This window comes from Prolinoborus fasciculus (assembly GCF_056724605.1).
The window spans coordinates 16,076-36,094 of record NZ_JBWZQN010000034.1 but is presented as its reverse complement, the minus strand read 5'-3'; the positions used below and the strand labels follow the sequence as shown (position 1 = coordinate 36,094).

The following is a 20,019-nucleotide window of genomic DNA, read 5'->3' as shown; positions in this document are numbered from 1 at the left end:
CAGATACACCGTAACTCATACCAAGATGGAAAAATGTTCGATATTCTCTCCAATATTCTATACATAAGAGCAAACGATCTTCCAACGGTAATTTATGCGGTCGTCCTTTACCAATATGACGAGGTAAATGCTTATTTAGCTCGGCCAACATGAGGTTAAATGTAGCCCAACTAACACCGGTAAGCCTACGAAACTTAACGTTTGATAATTTTTGAATATCTTTGAATTTCATCCAAGGATTATCTCTTGAATTAAATAATTTTGCTGATTAATTTAAGATCAAATAAATTGTACGTTTTTTGATTTATGACGGAAGTCTATTGTCACAGAGTGGAAAACCCGTTACTTTTTAAGAGTAACCATTTAATTTTAAACTTTATTAAATTTAAAAATATTTTTTGAGTGAGCTAACTCAATTATACCCTGAATTCCGTTTTGTGCTGTAACACCCTTTATTTAAAGATATTGTAAATATAGCGAAACCTGATCTGATTAGCATATATCTCAATATTTTATGAATACTAGGTAAACGACATAAGATATTCAAAACTTGGAGAGGAAAGATGAGCCAAGATTTTAAAAAATGCCCTGTCACCCACCTGACCACTGAAGCTGGTGCCCCTGTGGTCGACAACCAGAACAGTATGACGGCAGGTGCGCGTGGACCTTTACTTGCCCAGGATTTATGGCTGAATGAAAAACTGGCCAACTTTGTCCGCGAAGTGATTCCAGAGCGTCGTATGCATGCCAAAGGTTCAGGTGCTTTTGGTACCTTTACCGTGACCAATGATATTACCCAATATAGCCGCGCTAAAATTTTCTCTGAAGTCGGCAAAAAAACCGAAATGTTTGCCCGTTTCTCAACAGTGGCGGGTGAACGTGGTGCGGCCGATGCGGAACGCGATATTCGCGGTTTTGCCTTAAAATTCTATACTGAAGAAGGCAACTGGGATCTGGTCGGCAATAACACCCCGGTGTTTTTCCTGCGGGATGCGCGCAAGTTCCCTGACCTGAATAAAGCAGTCAAACGCGACCCGAAAACCAACAAGCGCAGCGCCACCAATAACTGGGATTTCTGGACACTGTTGCCTGAAGCTTTGCATCAAGTGACCATTGTCATGTCCGACCGCGGGATTCCGACCGGTTACCGTCATATGCATGGTTTTGGCAGTCACACCTTCAGTTTTATCAATGCCAAAAATGAACGCTTCTGGGTAAAATTCCATATGCGTACCCAGCAAGGCATCCAGAACCTGACCGATGCTGAAGCTGCAGACTTGATCGCCAAAGACCGTGAAAGCAGCCAGACCGACCTGTTTGATGCCATCGAACGTGGTGACTATCCAAAATGGAAAATGTACGTTCAGATCATGCCGGAACTGGAAGCCGAAACAGTGCCTTATCATCCATTTGACCTGACCAAAGTCTGGCCAAAGGGCGATTATCCACTGATTGAAGTCGGTGAATTCGAACTGAACCGCAATCCGGAAAACTATTTCCAGGATGTAGAACAGGCAGCCTTTGCACCAAGTAATCTTGTACCGGGCATCAGCTACTCACCGGACCGTATGTTACAGGCACGTTTAGTGAACTATGCCGACGCAGCGCGTTACCGTGTTGGCGTGAATCATTCACAGGTTCCAGTCAATGCTGCACGTTGTCCTGTACATTCGAACCGCCGTGATGGTCAAGGCCGCATGGATGGCAACTATGGTTCATTGCCACATTACGAGCCGAACAGTTTTAGCCAGTGGCAGGAACAACCGGAATTCAGAGAGCCTCCACTGAAAATCACCGGTGATGCCGATTTCTGGGATTTCCGTGAAGATGACAATGATTACTTCAGCCAGCCACGCGCCCTGTTCAACCTGATGAATGACCAGCAGAAACAGGCTCTGTTTAATAACACGGCCGGAGCGATGGGTGATGCGCTAGATTTCATTAAATACCGTCACATCCGCAACTGTTACGCTTGCGATCCAGCTTATGGGCAAGGCGTTGCTAAGGCCTTAGGTATGACTGTAGCAGATGCCCAAGCAGCACGTGAAAGCGATCCAGCCAAAGGTTTGCCTAGCTTTCTCTAAGCCAGTTTAGACATGTATAGAAACCACCTTCGGGTGGTTTTTTATTGCAGCATCAAGCACTATAGAAACAAGCTGGCACAAAAAGAAATACAACAATGCATCCAAATATTGAAGACATCATTCAACAACACGACATTGTTTTATTTGATGCTGTTTGCGTAATCTGCAATGGCTGGACACGGTTTCTGATTAAATACGATAAAAAGATTCAGTTTAAACTGGTTTCCGCCCAATCGCCTTTAGGTACAGCTCTGCTCGAACATTATCAGATGCCCACTGAACATTACACCACGATGCTCGTCATTCAAGATGGCACACTCTATACCGAATCGACTGCCTTGCTGAAAGTACTGCAGCATCTCGGTTTTCCTTTTAATTTAATGAGCGCAGGTTATTTGGTTCCGCGTTTTATCCGCGACTTTCTGTATCGTGTGGTTGCTTTAAATCGTTACAGGTTATTTGGCAAAACCGAGTATTGCCTGATTCCATCCAGCGAAAATAAACGCCATTTTCTGGAAGAAGCTGTCCGTATTAACCATTCAACTCATCCAACAGGAACAGAGTAAAACATTTAGACAATAATCCGTTTGCCTTCACGTATGCAATAAAACGGATTAATCAACTTGGAAGAATGCTTGATGATCTCATGCAACTCATGTTCCGGTGCATCCCGGTCTTCATCCGTGAGCTGAAAAGTACGGTAATGAATCGCCAGTGAACATTTAGCCTGTAAGTCATGATGGGCATGAAAGGCATCTTCCGGATTCATATGGATCGCGCGCATCAGTTCACGCGGTTCATACGCTCCAATTGGAAGTAAAGCAATTCGCGGTGCACCCAGACGCTTACGAATTTCTTTAAAATGTGAGGCGTAGCCACTATCTCCGGCAAAGAAACAATGTTCCTTGCCATATAATAAAGAAAAGCCTCCCCAGAGTGCGCAGTTCTGATCGCGCATGCCGCGCCCTGAGGCATGTTGAGCCGGCGTATAGACAATCCGGATCTCTTCAAAAAAGGCACTTTCCCACCAGTCCATTTCATGCACGGTATAATGTTCTGGCAAATACCAGGCATTACCCAGACCAGTATAAATAGGCATCTCAAAAGTGTTGTGCAGCCATTCCAGACTAGCCAGATCCATATGATCATAATGGTTATGGCTGAGCAGTACGGCATCAATCTGAGGTAATTCATCCAAGGCAATGCCAGCCGGAATGACCCGCTGCGGCCCTGTAGAAGCCGATGGACTGGCATATTCAGCCCAAACCGGATCGGTCAGGAAGTTATAGGGGCCGATCTGAATTAATGTGGTTGCGTGACCAATAAACCAGACTTGCCAGTCATCCAGAGCTGCATCTGGACGCTGCTGTGGCAATGCGCGTGGACGAGAAAAAAACTCGGCACGCTCTTCATCAAGATTAACATTCCAGGTTTTGGATTTTCGGGTAATGAGCCATTTGTATAAATCAAAGCGACCACGCGATAGAGATGCATGCTCAAGATTACGAAACTGTTTTCCGTCGAAATGATCTGAATGCAGATACTCAAACACTGGCTTAGACCAGAGATGTTTCCAACTGGATTCCGTGATTAACTGGAATTTTTTAGTTTTGAGAAGATCTTGCATAAACATCCACTATTTATTATTCGCTATATGCAAGACAACAACCTCTTGAAATGGTCAAGCGGTGCATCTTTTAATGAGCATACAAACTAAAAACAGGCACACTGCAACATAGTATGAAATCCGTCACAGGAAATCATGTATGTTTTTGTTATTTTTAGCAAAAAAATGGCATTTCATCGGCCTTATGGCTGGCTGAAGCCTTGGATTATCTAGAAAAATATTGCTCGTACCCTTCTGTCTAAAAATACAAAATGATACTAAAAATTTATAGGCTCATGCTGACAAGGTATGTTTGCTATTGATGATTTCAGGACGGAGTTATACTCGCTATCCAGAATATTATCGGTATCATCACATTGAGTATGCTAAAGAGCCAAGTTGAGGTCAAAATACCGGCCTCAAGCGATTTTTAGATCTTTATACACGACCTTGAGTTCGTTCCAGCCATACGGCCTTGGTTTGCGGCTTCACAAATAAAGCAATAATTTCCGGATGCAGCTGTTTAATCTGTGCTTCGATCCGGTTGACACAGGCTTCAATTTCATCAGAAGTTAAATCATCTTTAAATTCCAGACTCAATGATGCAATGACTTGTTGAGCCCCCATCTGCTCAGTCAACACCCCATTGGCACTGAAAACTGCCGCATCCTGTTGAGCAATGTTCAATACATCTTCACGCAGTTTTGGATCTGCCGTTTCACCCAGTAACAAACCTTTGGTTTCACGTGCCAGAAACCAGGCAGATACTGCCAGCACGATACCAATTAAAATCGATGCGGCACCGTCCAATTCAGGAATATTCAGTTGATGCGCCAGAAAGATACCGACTAGAGCAATCACCAAGCCGACCAGGGCGGCAGTATCTTCAAATAACACGGTAAAGGTCGTTGGATCTTTACTGTGTCGAAAGGCTTCAAAATATCCCAGATTTCCCTTTTGTTTACGAAAGGTTTTTAAAGCCACTGACCATGAAAATCCTTCAAAAAGAATCGCCAGACCCAGCACAATATAATTGATCAATGGATCCTGCATGACTTCAGGTTGAAGAATATGCTGTATCCCTTGATAGATGGACACAATCGCACCCAAGGCAAAAACCATCAGTGCCACAATAAAAGCCCAAAAATACAGTTCACGCCCATAACCAAAAGGATGTTTGGCATTTGCCGGTTTTTCTGATTTTTTCATGCCATACAACAGTAAAATTTCATTCAAGGTATCTACTACAGAATGAATTGCCTCACTGAACATGGCAGAACTATTGGTTATATAGGACGCAACAAATTTAACCAACGCAATCGCCAAATTACCAAACAAGGCTGCATAAACTACGATTTTATTGGATTCAGACATCCTGATACTGTCCTAAATAAGCTTGTGCAAGCTTGAATGATTTATGTATCAAAATCTTAATCATTTATTTTTGAAAGTTGTTTTACAAATTGTTGCTTAGTCGTGATCTCTCACGTTGTTGAATCACTTTACTCTCCACTAAAATAATAAAAGGGCTTTCGCCCTTTTGATTTTTACAGTTTTAATGCTTGGAAAAATACTGCTCGCGCCACTCTTTCCAGAAATACATGATGATCCCGAACATCACCACGGCAATTCCCGCAAAAGCATGACTGCTGATAATTTCATGATTTAAGGTTGCTCCCAATACCAGAGCGATCACCGGCGTCATCACATTACTCAATGAGACGGTCGAAGCATTTAGACGGCGAATCAGCCAGAAATAACACAGCATTGCCACAATCGAGGACATGATCATGGTAAATACAAAACCGATCATGGCCTGTGTGCCAGGCAACTGAGTGGGAATATGTTGCCAGATAAACGGTACTAAAACGAGTGAACCAGCCGCGGAGACCAGCAATGAACCCGTCGCTTGCGACATCGGACTCAAGGGTGCACTGATCTGCTTAACCCAGAAGATCGAGCTGATATAAGACACCATACTGATCAGCATCAGCACCACCCCCCAGGGATTGATCTTGCTGTCTGCCGAGTCGGCAAAAACAAAACATAAACCGGCGACGGCCACTGCCATGCCGAGCCATTGCAGCCAGATCAGTTTATGGGTTTTTAAAATCATATGCCCGATCAAACCAGCGATCAGCGGTGAAAAACCAAAAATTAGCGCCATCAAACCTGAGGTCAGATAATTGGCCGCCAGATAAATAAACAGCTGCGCACCGATTAAATTCAAACTGCCTGCCAGATAACTTTTCATTGAAGTGCGGTCAAAAGGCAGCGGGTCGCGCATGATCTTCAGCAGGAACAACGCAATAATCGAGGCACCAAAATAGCGAATGATCAGCACCCACATCGGGTGAATCTCGGCCACGCTCCAGACAATCGCCAGTGGCGTTGCCGCCCAGATCAGCACCAATAAAGCGTAAATACTTGCCGTGACCGGCAATGAAGATGAAGAACTCATAAGTCTCCTAAACGAGGCCAAGAAGTTCTGGATCAGCAACTTCAAAAATAGCGTATAGCGAATTCATGCTGAGATGAAGTTTTAATTTTTGATAAATTCATCAAGTTTCGTGCATAAAAAACAGACCTATGCAAAACATAGGTCTGTCCCAAGATATCTCAATACGACTTAAGCAATTTTGCGTAAGTCTTGCGCGATATCTAAATGTTTTTCAACATCAAACGCCGTATTTTTGCTGATCATTTTTTTCAAATGACGCATTTCTTTGGCTGCATTCACGGTAATCCCGCCAACGATCTGACCATCAGTCACACCGTACATCACGAATGAATTGTCTGCACCTTTGGCTGCATCCATTTCACCACGGATATGCCATTCAGCTGCGGCCATATCGCCGACAAACTGGAAGTTGATATTCAGCTGATCCGTCCAGAACCAGGCCGGATTGGCTTTCGGATGTTCCACACCCATCACGTGACGCGCGAAGATGCCTGCCTGAAGGTTGGCATTTTCCCAGGTTTCCACACGGCGGTGATTGCCACAGTCACGTAACTGGGTCGCAACATCGCCCGCTGCATAAATATCAGCATTCGAGGTTTGGCAGTGTTCATTCACTTTGATCGCAACATCAACATCCAGACCTACATCTAGCGCAAGCTGTGCATTTGGCACGATTCCGATTCCGTAAACTACAGCATCAGCACGCAGTTCTTCACCGCCTTCCAGCGTTACCACGACTTCTTCACCATCTAAACGGCAATCTGTAATCTTGGTTTCAAGACGCACATCGACCTGGTTTTGACGATGCTGCTCTAGCAGGAATTCGCTCAGGATTTGTGGTGAACAACGACCCATAACCATCGGACCCATTTCGATCACAGTCACCTGACAGTCTTTGTAACGTGCAGATGATGCCAACTCAAGACCAATCACGCCACCACCGATCAGGATGATACGGCGACCGGCTTGAAGTACAGGCACCAGTGCCTGTGAATCTTCCAAGTTACGCAGGGTATAGACGTGTTTGCCCAAAGCATCGAAATTAGGCAAACGGCGCGCGGCACCACCTGTTGCAAGCAAGAGCTTGTCGTAAGCAACAACATCACCGTTCAGGAGTTCAACCGTTTTCGCTTCGGCATTAATTTTCGCTACGCCATTGCCGCGAATCGTTTCTACGCCTAAATCTGCCAGTTTCTGTTCCGACAGGATTTCGATCTTGGTTTCTTCAGGTTTTAGAATCACATCTTTAGACAACGGTGGACGCTCATAAGGAAGATGGCTTTCATCACCAATTAAGGTAATTTTGCCTTCATACTTGTTGCCACGAAGTTCTAAAATTGCGCTCGCACCTGCCTGGCCAGCACCCACGATCACGATGTTGTTTACGTTGCTCATTTTCTTAACCTTTTAACTCTGCAGATACGATACCGAAGCCGGCAATCCATTCGCTGATGTCTTCATAGCAATGTGTGGTCATTTCATACTCACCCATTTCGCTTAAGGCAGCGAAGGCAGCCATCCAAGAACGGACTTCCTGACCACCACGACCACCATCATGGCGGATTTCAGCTTCAGTCATCGCTTCTAATGTTGCAAAATCAGCATGCTTGAAGGTTTCTAGCAGGGCAATATCCCATTCAGCATTCAAAGGCACGGCAACTGACGTATCTCCTGCTGCCAGCTTTTGACCCACTGCAATAATCTTGGATTGACGTGCATGACGTGCTTCAGGCGTTGGATAACGACCTGCAATCAGGAACTCTTCCACTTCTGGTAGTACTGCACCCATTTGTGGTGTAGGTGGATCATGTGACAGACCACCAGTACCTAAAACAAGCACACGCTCATTTTCAAGGTTTAAAGACTTGATGTATTGACCCACAGCACGGCCCAAAGCGATGGTACGCTTGGTGGTTGGCATCGGTGCTGCAGCGCCATTAATAAAAATTGGAATCGTTGGATAACGGTCAAGTTTGCCTTCACACAGGAAATGTAAGGGCTGAGTCACGCCATGGTCGGCCTGCATACGGTATGAGTAGGCAACATCTACGCCTTCATCCAGTACACGTCGAACCAGATCTAATGCCTTGTCTTCAGGTACATCAATGTGGTCATTGTCCTTGCCATAATCCCAGTCACCTGCAGCTTTGGCACGAATACCGACGCAGAAACTTGGCATCAGGTCATAGAAGAAACCATTAAAATGATCTGGACCAAAAGTGATGATCAGGGTTGGGTCGTAAGCTTTTACTTCAGCAGAGAGTTTTTCAAAAGCAGCACGAACTTTTTGCTCTTTTGATTGATCTTGAGGTGAAGCAAATTCCATTAAAGGACTGTGCGATGCACAAATAAGTTTAACGGCCATGAGAGACTCCTAGAAGGAAGACTTAAATCCTCCCCAACCCTCCTTTAAAAAGGAGGGAGATTTTCCCCCTCTTTTATAAAGAGGGGTAAGGGGAGATTTTTAAAAGCAGATTTTTATTCGTCAAAGAAACCGGCACGTGGCTGACGTAAACCACGAATACCCAGACCACATTCAGCGTTAATTAACACACCGGTCAAAGGACGGTTATTTTGACGAGATGCCAAGAGCACGTATGAACCTGTCATGTCTTCCGGTTCAGGCAAGAAGTTCAGTGGCATGCCACGTGCAATTTTCTCAGGATCACGCGCATCGAGCAGGCCCACATTTTCCTGACCCAGCGACGCCGCGCCTTTGATATTCACATTCATACCTGACGGCGCAACCGCGTTCACTCGTACTTTAGGCGCAAGCTCGTAAGCCAGTTCTTTCATAATCCCGACACCCGCATGCTTAGATGCAGTATATACAGGGCCTCCACCAGCGGAGTACAGTGCCGAATTAGACAAAGTAAATATGATAGAACCTTCAGAAGCGATCAATGCATCTAGTGCAGCCTTCGCACCGAGGATCAGAGATTTGGTATTAATGCCCATAATCTCGTCAAAGGCTTTTTCCAGCTGCTCACCAGAGGTATTGACGATATCGGCATAGTGATCCCAAATACCGGCATTACCAACGAAACAATCGAGTTTACCGAAACGTTCCACAGTTGCTTGAACTGCACGAACGTTATCTGCATAGCTGGCTACATCACCTTCGATCGCAAGAACTTTTCCACCGAAGTGTTCATTTAATGCATCTACTTTAGCTTTTGAACGCTGAAGAACAGCGACTTGCGCACCTTCCTCAATAAAACGCTCTACCAAAGCCCAGCCTAAGCCTGAACCACCACCAGTAATAAGTGCAACTTCGCCTTGTAGCCAACCCATGCTTACTCTCCTGCCATCTCTACAAACAATTGACCATCTTCAACAATCACTGGGAATGTTTTGATTGGATCAGTTGCAGGTAGACACAATGCTTCACCTGTTTTTAAACAGAAACGTGCTGAATGCAATGGACATTCCACAGTACCGTCATCTTCCAGATAACCTTCAGACATAGAAGCATTACCATGACTGCATTTATCGTTCATAGCGAAGAATTCACCGCCATTGTTAAATACAGCCAGCGCTTCGATACCGTTTACACCACAATCTACTTTTAACGCTTCGCCTTCGTCTAATTCGTCAACTTGGCAAACAAAAATCTTATTCATTAGAAGAACACACTCAGGTTATGTGAGCTATATGTCGCTTGATCAAGCGTGATCTTACGGTTGAAGATCTGGAAGCCGAGGCCGCCTTCAACTTTACGGATCTTGTCATGACGTTTACCGCAGTAAATGACAATGTCTTTCTCTTTTTGCGTACGATATAGCAAATAGGTTACGTACACGTCGTATTCGCCTTCAACTTCAGTTGGCTCTACGATCACGTTGCTCACCATATGGGTGGTACGTGATGGAGGCTCTTCAGCCCAAGCCATACCGGTTTCCAGACGCGCTACACGACGCTCTAAAAGGTCTTTCGAATCGTTGAACACCCAAGTTGTAGGTGGTTCAACTGAACGACGACGGTCACGGGTTTGTGCGTTTGGCGTGGTACGTAGCGTGTAAGAAATATCTTCAGCTAAGGTATCTAACCATTCGCGGAATTTCCAATCGTCTAGCAATTTTGCTTCGCGATACAGGAACTGACTAATTTGGTGATGAAGTTCTAAGCTGATTTGACTCATTTCATAAGCTCCTTCTCATATTCGTCAGCTGCTTTTTCTACGTCTTCCCATTTTTCATGGATCAATAAATCTGCCCAGCGGCGGTACATGCCACGTGCTGCAGTTTCAGAGAAAATGTAGTTGGTAATACCCGGGATACCATCTTCACGTACTTTTTCGTTGCCTTTACCCATTTCCATAATGAGTTTGTTTTGACGCGCTTTATAACCACGTAAAACTTTTTGGATCTCGATCCAGTTTTCAGAGTCATCTTGCTCCAGGAAACCGGCTGGACCAAAGGCACGCGTTGCAGAACGTTCAAATGCTTCTTTCACTTCTTGAGATGCTTCAGCATCAGCAATACAGAATGCCCACACTTCAGTTTTGTTTGGACCACGTGGGTGCCATACACGAAGTGTTGCAGTACCGTTCAACCAAGACAAAGTTGGGAACATGGTGTTGTGCCCTGCAAGACGCAATGCACGAGTCTCGCCTAGGCGCTCTTTAACTTCGTCGTAAGTTTCACGGAAGTAGTTGGCAACTTCACCGTCAACCCATACGTTTGCGTCTGGTTTCTCTGTAAAGAAGAAGCCTGAACCGTGACCACGTGAACCGTACTGGATCGCGTCTTTGGCAGTTTCCCAAACTGGACGAGCAGTTTGCGCAGCACCTAATTTTTTAGAAGATTCGTCGTCTGGTTTCGCGCCCAATACTTGGATCGCAGAAGCGTGAGAGAACAAGGCGTGATATTGGTCAGATGCAAACTGTTCCGCTGCAAATTTCCAGTTACACTCGATTTCCCACTTGTGTACACCACCAATGATTTCAGTACCACCTGGACGACGGTCAACAACGCCATCTAAATACCAAGCGATATCGCCCATGTATTCTTCTAGATCAGGTGTGGTTTCATCCCAACAAGCGAATACCAAGCCTTTGTAAGACTTCACACGATTCACTTCAACCAGACCCCATTGCTCTTTACATGCACCATGCGGGTAAGCACGATCTTCAAGCGGGATATCTTTTAAAGAACCGTCAATGCCATATGACCAGCCGTGGTATGGGCAAGTAAATGCACGGGTATTACCACAGTCAGCGAAGCTCACACGCATAGAACGGTGACGGCACTGGTTTAAAAATGCTTTGATTGAGCCGTCTTTTTGACGTGCCACAATGATTGGATCTTCACCCATGTAGGTATTGAAGAAATCACCAGCCTTAGGAATTTGGCTTTCATGGCAAAGGAATAACCAAGTACGACCGAAAACACGTTCGAGTTCTAATTCGTAAATGTCAGGATCTGTATAAATAGATGGCGTAATACGTCCATTTTGTGCATCGACTAAAGCATCGATTTCGCGCACATCAATTTTTCCACTCATGAAAAGCTCTCCTGTGACCTATCTTTGGCACAAAGTAATAGACTCAACTTTTCAACGATGATGGATTTGACAGCGTTTTTCGGGAAATATTTTTTTTGTTTCAATTAAGAGCTTAAAACAATTATTAAGCACGTGAATTTTTATATTAAAACATCTATTAATCCCGCCAGAGCATTTAGTTTATGAATGGGAAAATAATCTTCACGACATAGTTGTTTATAGATTATACTTTGAGGAAATTATAGTAAGACATTTTTTGGATTACTCTTTGGGTTGATGACATGGAATTACGACACCTTCGCTACTTTATCACCGTTGCTGAAGAGCTCAATTTTAGTAAGGCAGCACTTAAACTTTATACGGCTCAACCCTCACTTAGCCAGCAAATCAAAGACCTGGAAGAAGATGTCGGGGTAAAGCTACTCAACCGGACCAAACGTAAAGTAGAGCTGACCGAAGAAGGCGCCGTATTCCTGGAACAGGCCCGTCTCACCCTTGCACAGGCGGACAAAGCCGTTGCCATGGCACGTCAGGTGTCACAGGCCAAACAGCAAATGCTCCGTATCGGTTTTGTACCGGTAGCCGAGATGAAAATCTTCCCCTATATCTTGCCAAATCTACGTGTACAGAACCCAGATTTAAAAATTGAACTGCTCAGCCTGAACAACAATGAGCAGATGCGTTTGTTAAAAAAAGGTGATCTAGATCTGACATTTACCCGTCATAATTTCAATAGTGATGAAATTGAAAGCCAGTTCGTGATTCGTGAACCGCTGATTTTTCTCCTGCCTAAAGATCACCCCTTAGCAAAATACGAAAGAATTCCTGTTAAAGCATTGAATGGTATTGATTTTATTATTCCATCAGCAGAGCAGTCCTTGACCCTGAACCAGGCTATTCTGGACTTTGCCAAAGCCAACGGCATTGAACTCAATATCGTGCAAAAGGCCGATAATATTTTATTTAATATCAACTCGATCGGAATGGGCCTAGGCTGTACCATTTTGCCTGGCTATATTGCACCACTAACCATGGATAATACCGTGATTCGTCCGCTGGACGTGGAGTTGCCCTATTTAGACCTGTATGTCAGCTACCATAAAAACAACAAATCCTATGTCGTGAGCAAATTTCTTGAGCTTTTGACCCGTGTGTTCTATCTGGATATTAACCGTAGCGAACAAAATTAATCCTATTTCTTCCCTGCATTAGGCATACGCCATTCAACTTATGATAGGCATGTGCTTTTTTTGTTTTATTATTTTATGCTTAAGAATCCATTTTTAATTCTATTTTATAATAAAGAATCTATTTCTGGCGCTTAAATTTGTCACTTGCCCTTGACCCAAATTGTGTATTTTTAGCTCTAAATGTACTGCATTTACCACTTAAGTCTAATAAAGTTTCATTCGGATTTTTCTCAGTTTAAATAGCTCGAACCTATAAAAATTATTAGATTTTTATATTTATTCAAATAAATGAGAATCAAACTTACTTAGGTGCGCTACCTTAAATATTTCCGATATAAAAAAGGATGACCAAAGCCATCCTTTTTTAAAACTGTATCAAACTTATTTTACGCCGTGTACAGCCAGGTAGTTTTTGATCACAGTGTTGAACTCATCTGCTTTTTCAACTTGAGACCAGTGACCGCATTGGCTGAAGATATGTGCATCAGCATTTGGCACGATGTTCAGGATGTCCCAAGTACGAGAAACCGGAATCACCACGTCTTGCGTACCATGAATCAATAGTACAGGCACAGTAATGTCTTTCATTTTTTCGAAGTCTAATGGGAATTCGAAACGGTCACGGTCACGTGCGCCAACCACATCCCTTAAACGATTTGATGCATAGTCATTTGCAGCAGAAGCAAAACGTACTTTTACCAGTTCATCAGTAATCAGGTCTTTGTTTACGACAAACATAGAAAGGGTTTTCTTGATTCCTTCTTCTGTAAGAACTGGATTTGCGTGAGCTTTAAGTGCAGCTGTCTGTTTCGCACCGCCCGTACCCATAGACACGATACCCAAAATACGATCTGGATAATCCAATGCCATCTGGAATGCTAACCAGCCACCCAGAGAGTTACCGACCAACCAGGTTTTTTCGATACCCAAAGCATCTAGCGTACGGATCGCATGATCTACCCAGGCACGGATACCATATTCAGTACCCGGTGCAACCACAGTTTGGCCATAACCAATGGTATCAATCGCGATACAACGCGCTTGCTCACCAATTTGTGGCAGGTTTAACCACCAGTTTGCCGCGGCCGATACACCTGTACCTGAACCGTGTAAAAATAGAATAGGCGTACCTTCACCAATTTCGTGGTAATGGGTCAACTCGCCTTCAGCGGTTTCAATCCATTTGTCTTCTAAGCCAAAGAATGGATCTGTTTGATAGTCAGGGATTTGAACAGTGCTCATATTGCTTCCTCTTACAGTCTTTCGCTTGCGTGTCCCTCTATTTTCAAGAATTCGACGTCAAGTTGACTCATTAAAATGACTTGTGTACACCCTTATATTAACCGCTCAACCGCAGCAAACTGATACAAAATTACGATTGCACCCTACAAAATAGATATAATTTAAGTGTTTGTTTTATATATTTTTTTATAAATTAAACCCTACATAAACTAAGGTTTTAACTGCATTCTTAAACCAAAAAGCAGCCAGAAGACTGACTGCTTTTAAAATATAGGGGTATTAGAATTTATGGGTATAAGTGGTGGCGACACGGTATTCTTGCAGGTCTGGTTTTGCTGGATTGGCAAAATTCACATCAATATACATCGCCTGTACACCCAAACCTTTTAATTTACCTTCTGGCACAGTGTAGTTCACGATGGCATTCACTTCATCCGTATTGAAGTTCTGACCTTGATACGCCCCAGTACCTTTCTGATCATAACCTTTGAAATATACTGCTGTTGCGTTTAGGCCTTTTGCACCCATTTCAGAGAAGTCATAGCCATAAGAAACACTCCATGACTTTTCTTCTGGTGCGGTAAAGGTCGCTACCCCCCAGTTCGCCAGATAAGGCTGTGGCACCCAGCCACCCAATGTCGGGAATGCACTATCACCAAACATTTGCTGGTAACCCACACCTACGCTATGTGCACCATGATTCACTTTTGCAGCGACAGATAATGCCTGGTTATCGATCTCACCATACAGCTTGTCACCTGACTCCGAGTTATCGAAGTAACGGATGTGGCTATCTAATTTGGTTTTTTCACCGAGCGCAGTTTTGTAATTCACACCCAGATAATGCTGTTGGTAAATGTCTTGAACATCGGCATACCAGTAGCTCGCCCCTACTTCTTTAGTAAGCTGGTGGTCTACACCCGCAATCCACATGCCATCAGCTTCAGCACCCGTATCATAGAAACTTGGTGGAGCAAATTTAGTTAAGTCACGGAACTGGTTGTCATAACGGTTGTTAATACCATCAATATACGCCAGAGTTAACTTGGTATCCTTAAGGTCTTTAGACTCTAACCAAGCGCCACTATAAGTCGTTAATAACTGACGGGATGGATCGAATACCAAGACTGGAGATACAGGCAATAACTCGCCGACTTTCAGCTCAGTTTGTGAAACTTTGGCTTTTAAGGTCGCGCCGACTTTACCGAAATGATCTTTTGATTCTTTGCCATCGTGCGGTAAAACCCAGTCCGGATTTTTATCATGGCCGTTGAGTTTGACTGCATGTTGCACCAGTACATCAGCACCAACCTGCACACCACCACCGATATCGTGATAACCGGACTTGGCATCCAGAGTCACCCCTTGTGACCAAGAACCCCAGTTACGTGATGAATAGTCATCTTGATACTGACGGTCTAGATAAAAGTTTTTAAATTTGAGTTGAACATTGCTGTCGTCAATAAAGTCTGCATTCGTTGCAGTTGTCCCTAAAGTTGCTGTCGCAGCAAGCATTGCAATCCATAAATTGTGACGACGCATGATGAGTTCCCCATTCAGCTGATAAAATCCATGCAGCCATCATGCGCAAGTCGGTTTAAATAAAAAATCCGACCACAGTATTAAACTTTTGCTCTTTTAGCTCTGCATATTCCGGGCCCAGATTTAAGCACTCAATCTCTTAGATTTTAAACCGATTAATGAAAATAAAAATTTGACCAGATATTTAATTCAAATTTCTGTTTCCTTTATTAATAAGCGCAATTTTTTTAAAAACTTTAAGATAATATTTTTTATTTATCGTTTTTATGTTTAAGGAAAAAATTAAACTAAAATAATCTTCACATAACACTATAACTAAAATATCTGAGATCAGAGTTTTATTATATTATTAAATCTACTTCATAATAAAAAAGCATCCGAATCGGATGCTTTTTTATTGGACTTATTTTAATACCACGGCATTAAAAATTAAGCTTGTAACTCACGAGCTTTAGACATGGTTAATGCCAAATCTTCAATCATGTCTTCTTGACCACCTACCGTACCACGGCGACCAAGTTCCATCAGGATTTCACGCGCAGATACGCCATATTTCGCTTCAGCACGTTTAGCAAATAACAGGAATGACGAGTAAACACCCGCATAACCTAAAGTTGCCGCATCACGGTCGGCACGAATCGGGTTGTGCATCATTGGAATCACTAGATCTTCAGCAACGTCTTGCACTTTGAACAAGTCAACGCCAGTGTCCATACCCATACGGTTTGCCACAGCGATAAACAGCTCAAGTGGTGTGTTACCAGCGCCAGCACCAAGACCAGCAGATGCCAAGTCAACACGTACTGCACCTGCTTGAACAGCAGCAACAGTATTCGATACACCCATACCTAAGTTGTGGTGACCATGGAAACCAAGCTCAATGCTTGAATCCAAGTGTTGACGTAAGTGACCTACGCGATCAATAACGTCTTGAGGAAGCATATAACCTGCTGAATCTGTCACATAGATACAGTTTGCACCGTAAGACACCATCTTGTTTGCTTCTTCAAGCAATTTTTCAGGTGTTGCCATGTGCGCAAGCATCAAGAAGCCCACAGTGTCCATGTCTAGTTTACGTGCAGCGGTGATGTGCTGTTCAGAACAATCCGCTTCATTACAATGCGTCGCCACACGAATAGTAGAAACACCAATTTCATGTGCCATTTTCAAATGGTCAACCGTACCGATACCAGGAAGAAGCAATGCAGAAATTTTTGCATTTTTCATACGTGGCACAACAGCAGACAAATATTCTTCATCTGTTGCAGCAGCAAAACCGTAGTTCACTGATGAACCGCCCAGGCCGTCACCGTGCGTTACTTCAATTAAAGGTACGCCTGCATCATCAAGTGCGGTTGAAATTGCAATCATTTGCTCAACAGTCGTTTGATGGCGCTGCGGGTGCATACCATCACGCAAAGTCATATCATGAACAATAATCTTAGACATTTTGGTATTCCTTTAAGCTTCAGCGATGTTGAACACGTGTTCTGCGAACATTTCTGCAGTACGTGCAGCTGCTGCAGTCATAATATCCAGGTTGCCTGCGTATTTCGGCAGGAAGTCACCCAGACCTTCAACTTCCAAGTAAATTGATACACGGTTGCCATCAAATACAGGACCATTTACAAGCTTGTAACCTGGTACGTATTTTTGAACTTCCTTGATCATGGCATGTACAGATTCAGTAATCGCAGCTTGATCCGGCTCACCTTCAACCAAGCAATGTACTGTGTCACGCATCATTAAAGGTGGCTCAGCCGGGTTAATGATAATGATCGCTTTACCCTGTTTCGCACCCCCCACTTTCTCGATTGCACCCGCAGTGGTACGTGTGAATTCGTCGATGTTTTTACGCGTACCAGGACCTACAGATTTGGTCGATACAGTTGCAATGATCTCACCATACTCAACTGGTTGAACGCGAGAAACAGCAGCCACCATCGGAATCGTTGCCTGACCGCCACATGTCACCATGTTCACGTTTGGTACTTCGCCCGCTTGTAGCAATGTTTCAAGGTTGACTGGTGGTACGCAAAATGGACCAATCGCAGCAGGCGTTAAGTCAATCATGAGCACGCCAAGTTCATTCAGCTTGCAGCTGTTTTCAGCATGGACATAGGCAGAAGTTGCGTCGAATGCAATTTTGATGTCATCAGCAATCACATGAGGAAGAAGACCATCAACGCCTTCAGCTGTGGTTTTTAAACCCATTTTCGCAGCACGCGCCAAACCTTCAGAAGTCGGGTCAATCCCCACCATCCATACCGGCTCTAACCATTCGCTACGTTGTAATTTATAAAGCAAATCAGTACCAATATTCCCTGGACCGATCATTGCACATTTAATCTTTTTCATGAATGTACTCTCTTGGAATCTTGATTATTCAGCAGCGAATGCAGCGGTTACTGAACCGAAGCCTTCAATTTCAACCTTGAATTCATCACCTGGTTGCGCCACAACCATTGGACCTAAAGCACCCGTCAAGATGATGTCACCTTTTAACAGCGGACGACCACGGCGTACCATTTCATCAGCCAGCCAAACAGCAGCATTCAATGGGTTTGCCAGACATGCTTTACCCACGCCTTGAGACACGACTTCTTCACCACGCGTCATCACCATCTTGCAGTTCACCAGATCAAGATTCTCTAATTTAACCGGCTGAGAACCCAAGACAAATGCAGCAGAAGATGCGTTATCTGCTACAGTATCAATCAGGCTGATTTTCCAGTTTTCGATACGGCTATCGACCACTTCAATTGCAGGCAATGCATAATCAGTTGCGCTGATAATGTCTGCATAGGTGTGTTTTTCTTTGGTTAAATCCTGGTTAATCACCAATGCGATTTCTGCTTCAACTTTCGGCTGAATCAGAAGGCCAGCTGGAATTGCTTCACCATCGCCATAGGCCATGTCGGCAAATAACATACCGAAATCCGGCTGATCTACACCCAGTTGCGCTTGAACGACTTTAGACGTCAAACCAATTTTACGACCCACCAGACGGCGACCTTCAGACAAAGCACGCTCGGTATTCACTTCCTGAACGGCATAGGCGATATCTACGTCAGCACTTTCACCGCCAAGTTCGGGGCGAATCGGTGCAATCGCAGTTTGTGATAATTCAGCGCTACGAAGTGCTTGTGCAACTGATTCAACAACAGCAGAATTCGACATCAATGTTTCCTTAAACTGCAAAAATTAGGCTTATGCCGGGATCTAAGAGGGACAGAAAATAGGGACATGATCAGGCTGATCATCCGCATGGACTGCCTTTCTCAGAGCGAGCATAGGAATAAACAGTTTTAGGATGGGAAAAATCCGGCGTTTGTGCCAATAGTTATTTTATTTTTTGCTATAGCTATTATCTATAAGAATAATTTATAAAAAACGAAATAAAACAAAATCTTATTATTTAAAACACATCTCTATTTAGCAAAATAACTGCCGTAATATGACCGAATAAAATCAGTACAATTACGACTTTAGACTAAAAGATAAGAACCAGCGCTTAAATCTGCCGCATTCCCCAGCCAATTTAAACCGGGGAAATACATTCCTTGCACTGCAACCAAGATACTGGATTAAACTGCTGGTTTCCATTGGACTTTAGCCAACAATGCACTATGCAAAGCAGCCACATCATCCACGATACAGACTGGATTAAATTGAGCCAAAAGTTCAGGCGCATGTACGCCATAACTTACGCCAACACTTGGCATGGCAATATTTTGCGCCATTTCCAGATCATAAGACGTATCACCGACCATGATGGCATGTTCAGCCTGCACACCGGTTTCCGCCAGAATTTCTTCTAACATTAATGGATGAGGTTTAGAATGGGTTTCGCTGGCTGCGCGCGTACTCACAAACAGCTCTTCACTGTTCGTCTGTTTTAATACACGATCCAGACCTTTACGGCTTTTCCCTGTGGCTACTGCCAGCTTCACGCCTTGCTGCTGTAAATCTGCGAGCATGCGCGCTACGCCTTCAAACCAGGAATCTCCTGATGAGTTGGCAACATAATGATCGGAATAAGCCTGCAAAATATCCGTATGTAATTCTGGTACTGTCGGGAATAAACGCTGTGCAACTTCAGGTAAACCCAGTCCAATAATACTTTTCGCATCTGCATCCGTTAACGGCTGCTGAAACTGCTGTGCGGCAAACTGCAAACTCGCCACGATTTGACCGACTGAATTAAATAAAGTGCCATCCCAATCGAAAATGACCAATTTTACAGGTGAGTTCATAAAAGATTTCCTAGATTTGATTCAGTCTTGAAGCCCTCTCCTACAAGGAGAAGGAATTTTTCATTCTTAAGCAAATGACTTTAATAAAAGAACCAATAAAGTCGAATTATCAATGAAGTTTTAATTCAACATT

The 20,019-nt window shown here is 43.8% G+C and carries 19 protein-coding genes; 3 read left to right on the top strand and 16 right to left on the bottom strand.

The annotated features are described in order from the left end of the window. On the bottom strand, positions 1-232 hold a 232-nt coding region (locus tag AC1P5O_RS09555), incomplete at its 3' end, for a helix-turn-helix domain-containing protein (RefSeq protein WP_499005981.1). Positions 233-563: 331 nt separating this feature from the next. On the opposite strand from AC1P5O_RS09555, the gene AC1P5O_RS09550 reads away from it, so the two are divergent. Further along, positions 564-2,084 (top strand): catalase, encoded by a 1,521-nt coding sequence (locus AC1P5O_RS09550; RefSeq protein WP_005245901.1) that lies wholly within the window; start codon positions 564-566, stop codon positions 2,082-2,084. Between the two features lie 95 nt (positions 2,085-2,179). Continuing rightward, entirely contained in the window at positions 2,180-2,650 is a 471-nt protein-coding gene (locus AC1P5O_RS09545) for a thiol-disulfide oxidoreductase DCC family protein (RefSeq protein ID WP_138742828.1), read from the top strand. Between the two features lie 5 nt (positions 2,651-2,655). On the opposite strand, the gene AC1P5O_RS09540 is transcribed toward AC1P5O_RS09545, so the two are convergent. The 9 genes from AC1P5O_RS09540 to hcaE all read right to left on the bottom strand — a co-directional run bounded on the left by AC1P5O_RS09540 (position 2,656) and on the right by hcaE (position 11,656). After that, a complete protein-coding gene (locus AC1P5O_RS09540) occupies positions 2,656-3,711 on the bottom strand; it encodes an MBL fold metallo-hydrolase (RefSeq protein WP_348942183.1) in 1,056 nt (351 codons plus the stop codon). A gap of 417 nt (positions 3,712-4,128) precedes the next feature. Next, entirely contained in the window at positions 4,129-5,064 is a 936-nt protein-coding gene (locus tag AC1P5O_RS09535; RefSeq protein ID WP_005261714.1) for a cation diffusion facilitator family transporter, read from the bottom strand. A 181-nt stretch (positions 5,065-5,245) separates the two neighbouring features. Beyond that, positions 5,246-6,151: a DMT family transporter gene (locus AC1P5O_RS09530; protein ID WP_262472444.1), complete on the bottom strand. Its 906-nt coding sequence runs from the start codon at positions 6,149-6,151 to the stop codon at positions 5,246-5,248. A gap of 168 nt (positions 6,152-6,319) precedes the next feature. Continuing rightward, on the bottom strand, positions 6,320-7,546 hold the full coding sequence (gene hcaD / locus AC1P5O_RS09525) for a 3-phenylpropionate/cinnamic acid dioxygenase ferredoxin--NAD(+) reductase subunit (RefSeq protein WP_005102991.1): 1,227 nt from the start codon (positions 7,544-7,546) through the stop codon (positions 6,320-6,322). A gap of 4 nt (positions 7,547-7,550) precedes the next feature. Further along, positions 7,551-8,516: a 3-carboxyethylcatechol 2,3-dioxygenase gene (locus AC1P5O_RS09520; RefSeq protein WP_262472446.1), complete on the bottom strand. Its 966-nt coding sequence runs from the start codon at positions 8,514-8,516 to the stop codon at positions 7,551-7,553. 113 nt (positions 8,517-8,629) lie between these two features. Then, complete coding sequence (gene hcaB, locus AC1P5O_RS09515; protein WP_004278515.1) at positions 8,630-9,445, bottom strand: 3-phenylpropionate-dihydrodiol/cinnamic acid-dihydrodiol dehydrogenase; 816 nt, start codon at positions 9,443-9,445, stop codon at positions 8,630-8,632. A 2-nt stretch (positions 9,446-9,447) separates the two neighbouring features. Continuing rightward, entirely contained in the window at positions 9,448-9,774 is a 327-nt protein-coding gene (gene hcaC / locus AC1P5O_RS09510) for a 3-phenylpropionate/cinnamic acid dioxygenase ferredoxin subunit (protein ID WP_004278517.1), read from the bottom strand. Then, complete coding sequence (hcaF, locus tag AC1P5O_RS09505; protein ID WP_004647365.1) at positions 9,774-10,292, bottom strand: 3-phenylpropionate/cinnamic acid dioxygenase subunit beta; 519 nt, start codon at positions 10,290-10,292, stop codon at positions 9,774-9,776. The genes hcaC and hcaF overlap by 1 nt, the downstream gene beginning before the upstream one ends. Continuing rightward, positions 10,289-11,656, bottom strand: coding sequence for a 3-phenylpropionate/cinnamic acid dioxygenase subunit alpha (gene hcaE, locus AC1P5O_RS09500; protein ID WP_004278520.1), 1,368 nt, complete (start codon positions 11,654-11,656; stop codon positions 10,289-10,291). The genes hcaF and hcaE overlap by 4 nt, the downstream gene beginning before the upstream one ends. A gap of 281 nt (positions 11,657-11,937) precedes the next feature. Here hcaE and hcaR point away from each other — a divergent pair, with 281 nt between their 5' ends. After that, positions 11,938-12,846 (top strand): DNA-binding transcriptional regulator HcaR, encoded by a 909-nt coding sequence (hcaR, locus tag AC1P5O_RS09495; RefSeq protein ID WP_044111817.1) that lies wholly within the window; start codon positions 11,938-11,940, stop codon positions 12,844-12,846. Between the two features lie 381 nt (positions 12,847-13,227). On the opposite strand, the gene AC1P5O_RS09490 is transcribed toward hcaR, so the two are convergent. The 6 genes from AC1P5O_RS09490 to AC1P5O_RS09465 form a co-directional block, all read right to left on the bottom strand. Continuing rightward, the gene (locus AC1P5O_RS09490) at positions 13,228-14,088 is read right to left on the bottom strand and encodes an alpha/beta fold hydrolase (RefSeq protein ID WP_262472448.1); all 861 of its coding nucleotides are present in this window, start codon (positions 14,086-14,088) and stop codon (positions 13,228-13,230) included. 279 nt (positions 14,089-14,367) lie between these two features. Then, positions 14,368-15,630, bottom strand: a complete 1,263-nt coding sequence (locus tag AC1P5O_RS09485) for an OprD family outer membrane porin (RefSeq protein WP_004647364.1) — start codon at positions 15,628-15,630, stop codon at positions 14,368-14,370. A gap of 429 nt (positions 15,631-16,059) precedes the next feature. Beyond that, complete coding sequence (dmpG, locus tag AC1P5O_RS09480; RefSeq protein WP_262472450.1) at positions 16,060-17,079, bottom strand: 4-hydroxy-2-oxovalerate aldolase; 1,020 nt, start codon at positions 17,077-17,079, stop codon at positions 16,060-16,062. Between the two features lie 12 nt (positions 17,080-17,091). Continuing rightward, positions 17,092-17,988, bottom strand: coding sequence for an acetaldehyde dehydrogenase (acetylating) (locus AC1P5O_RS09475; RefSeq protein WP_262472452.1), 897 nt, complete (start codon positions 17,986-17,988; stop codon positions 17,092-17,094). 24 nt (positions 17,989-18,012) lie between these two features. Then, entirely contained in the window at positions 18,013-18,810 is a 798-nt protein-coding gene (locus tag AC1P5O_RS09470) for a 2-keto-4-pentenoate hydratase (protein WP_114541308.1), read from the bottom strand. A gap of 407 nt (positions 18,811-19,217) precedes the next feature. Beyond that, the gene (locus AC1P5O_RS09465) at positions 19,218-19,886 is read right to left on the bottom strand and encodes an HAD-IA family hydrolase (RefSeq protein ID WP_262472455.1); all 669 of its coding nucleotides are present in this window, start codon (positions 19,884-19,886) and stop codon (positions 19,218-19,220) included. Positions 19,887-20,019: the final 133 nt, after the last annotated feature.

Coding starts and splice junctions, on each gene's coding strand:
- AC1P5O_RS09550 (WP_005245901.1), top strand. CDS start 564: ATGAGCCAAGATTTTAAAAAATGCCCTGTCACCCACCTGACCACTGAA.
- AC1P5O_RS09545 (WP_138742828.1), top strand. CDS start 2,180: ATGCATCCAAATATTGAAGACATCATTCAACAACACGACATTGTTTTA.
- AC1P5O_RS09540 (WP_348942183.1), bottom strand. CDS start 3,711: ATGCAAGATCTTCTCAAAACTAAAAAATTCCAGTTAATCACGGAATCC.
- AC1P5O_RS09535 (WP_005261714.1), bottom strand. CDS start 5,064: ATGTCTGAATCCAATAAAATCGTAGTTTATGCAGCCTTGTTTGGTAAT.
- AC1P5O_RS09530 (WP_262472444.1), bottom strand. CDS start 6,151: ATGAGTTCTTCATCTTCATTGCCGGTCACGGCAAGTATTTACGCTTTA.
- hcaD (WP_005102991.1), bottom strand. CDS start 7,546: ATGAGCAACGTAAACAACATCGTGATCGTGGGTGCTGGCCAGGCAGGT.
- AC1P5O_RS09520 (WP_262472446.1), bottom strand. CDS start 8,516: ATGGCCGTTAAACTTATTTGTGCATCGCACAGTCCTTTAATGGAATTT.
- hcaB (WP_004278515.1), bottom strand. CDS start 9,445: ATGGGTTGGCTACAAGGCGAAGTTGCACTTATTACTGGTGGTGGTTCA.
- hcaC (WP_004278517.1), bottom strand. CDS start 9,774: ATGAATAAGATTTTTGTTTGCCAAGTTGACGAATTAGACGAAGGCGAA.
- hcaF (WP_004647365.1), bottom strand. CDS start 10,292: ATGAGTCAAATCAGCTTAGAACTTCATCACCAAATTAGTCAGTTCCTG.
- hcaE (WP_004278520.1), bottom strand. CDS start 11,656: ATGAGTGGAAAAATTGATGTGCGCGAAATCGATGCTTTAGTCGATGCA.
- hcaR (WP_044111817.1), top strand. CDS start 11,938: ATGGAATTACGACACCTTCGCTACTTTATCACCGTTGCTGAAGAGCTC.
- AC1P5O_RS09490 (WP_262472448.1), bottom strand. CDS start 14,088: ATGAGCACTGTTCAAATCCCTGACTATCAAACAGATCCATTCTTTGGC.
- AC1P5O_RS09485 (WP_004647364.1), bottom strand. CDS start 15,630: ATGCGTCGTCACAATTTATGGATTGCAATGCTTGCTGCGACAGCAACT.
- dmpG (WP_262472450.1), bottom strand. CDS start 17,079: ATGTCTAAGATTATTGTTCATGATATGACTTTGCGTGATGGTATGCAC.
- AC1P5O_RS09475 (WP_262472452.1), bottom strand. CDS start 17,988: ATGAAAAAGATTAAATGTGCAATGATCGGTCCAGGGAATATTGGTACT.
- AC1P5O_RS09470 (WP_114541308.1), bottom strand. CDS start 18,810: ATGTCGAATTCTGCTGTTGTTGAATCAGTTGCACAAGCACTTCGTAGC.
- AC1P5O_RS09465 (WP_262472455.1), bottom strand. CDS start 19,886: ATGAACTCACCTGTAAAATTGGTCATTTTCGATTGGGATGGCACTTTA.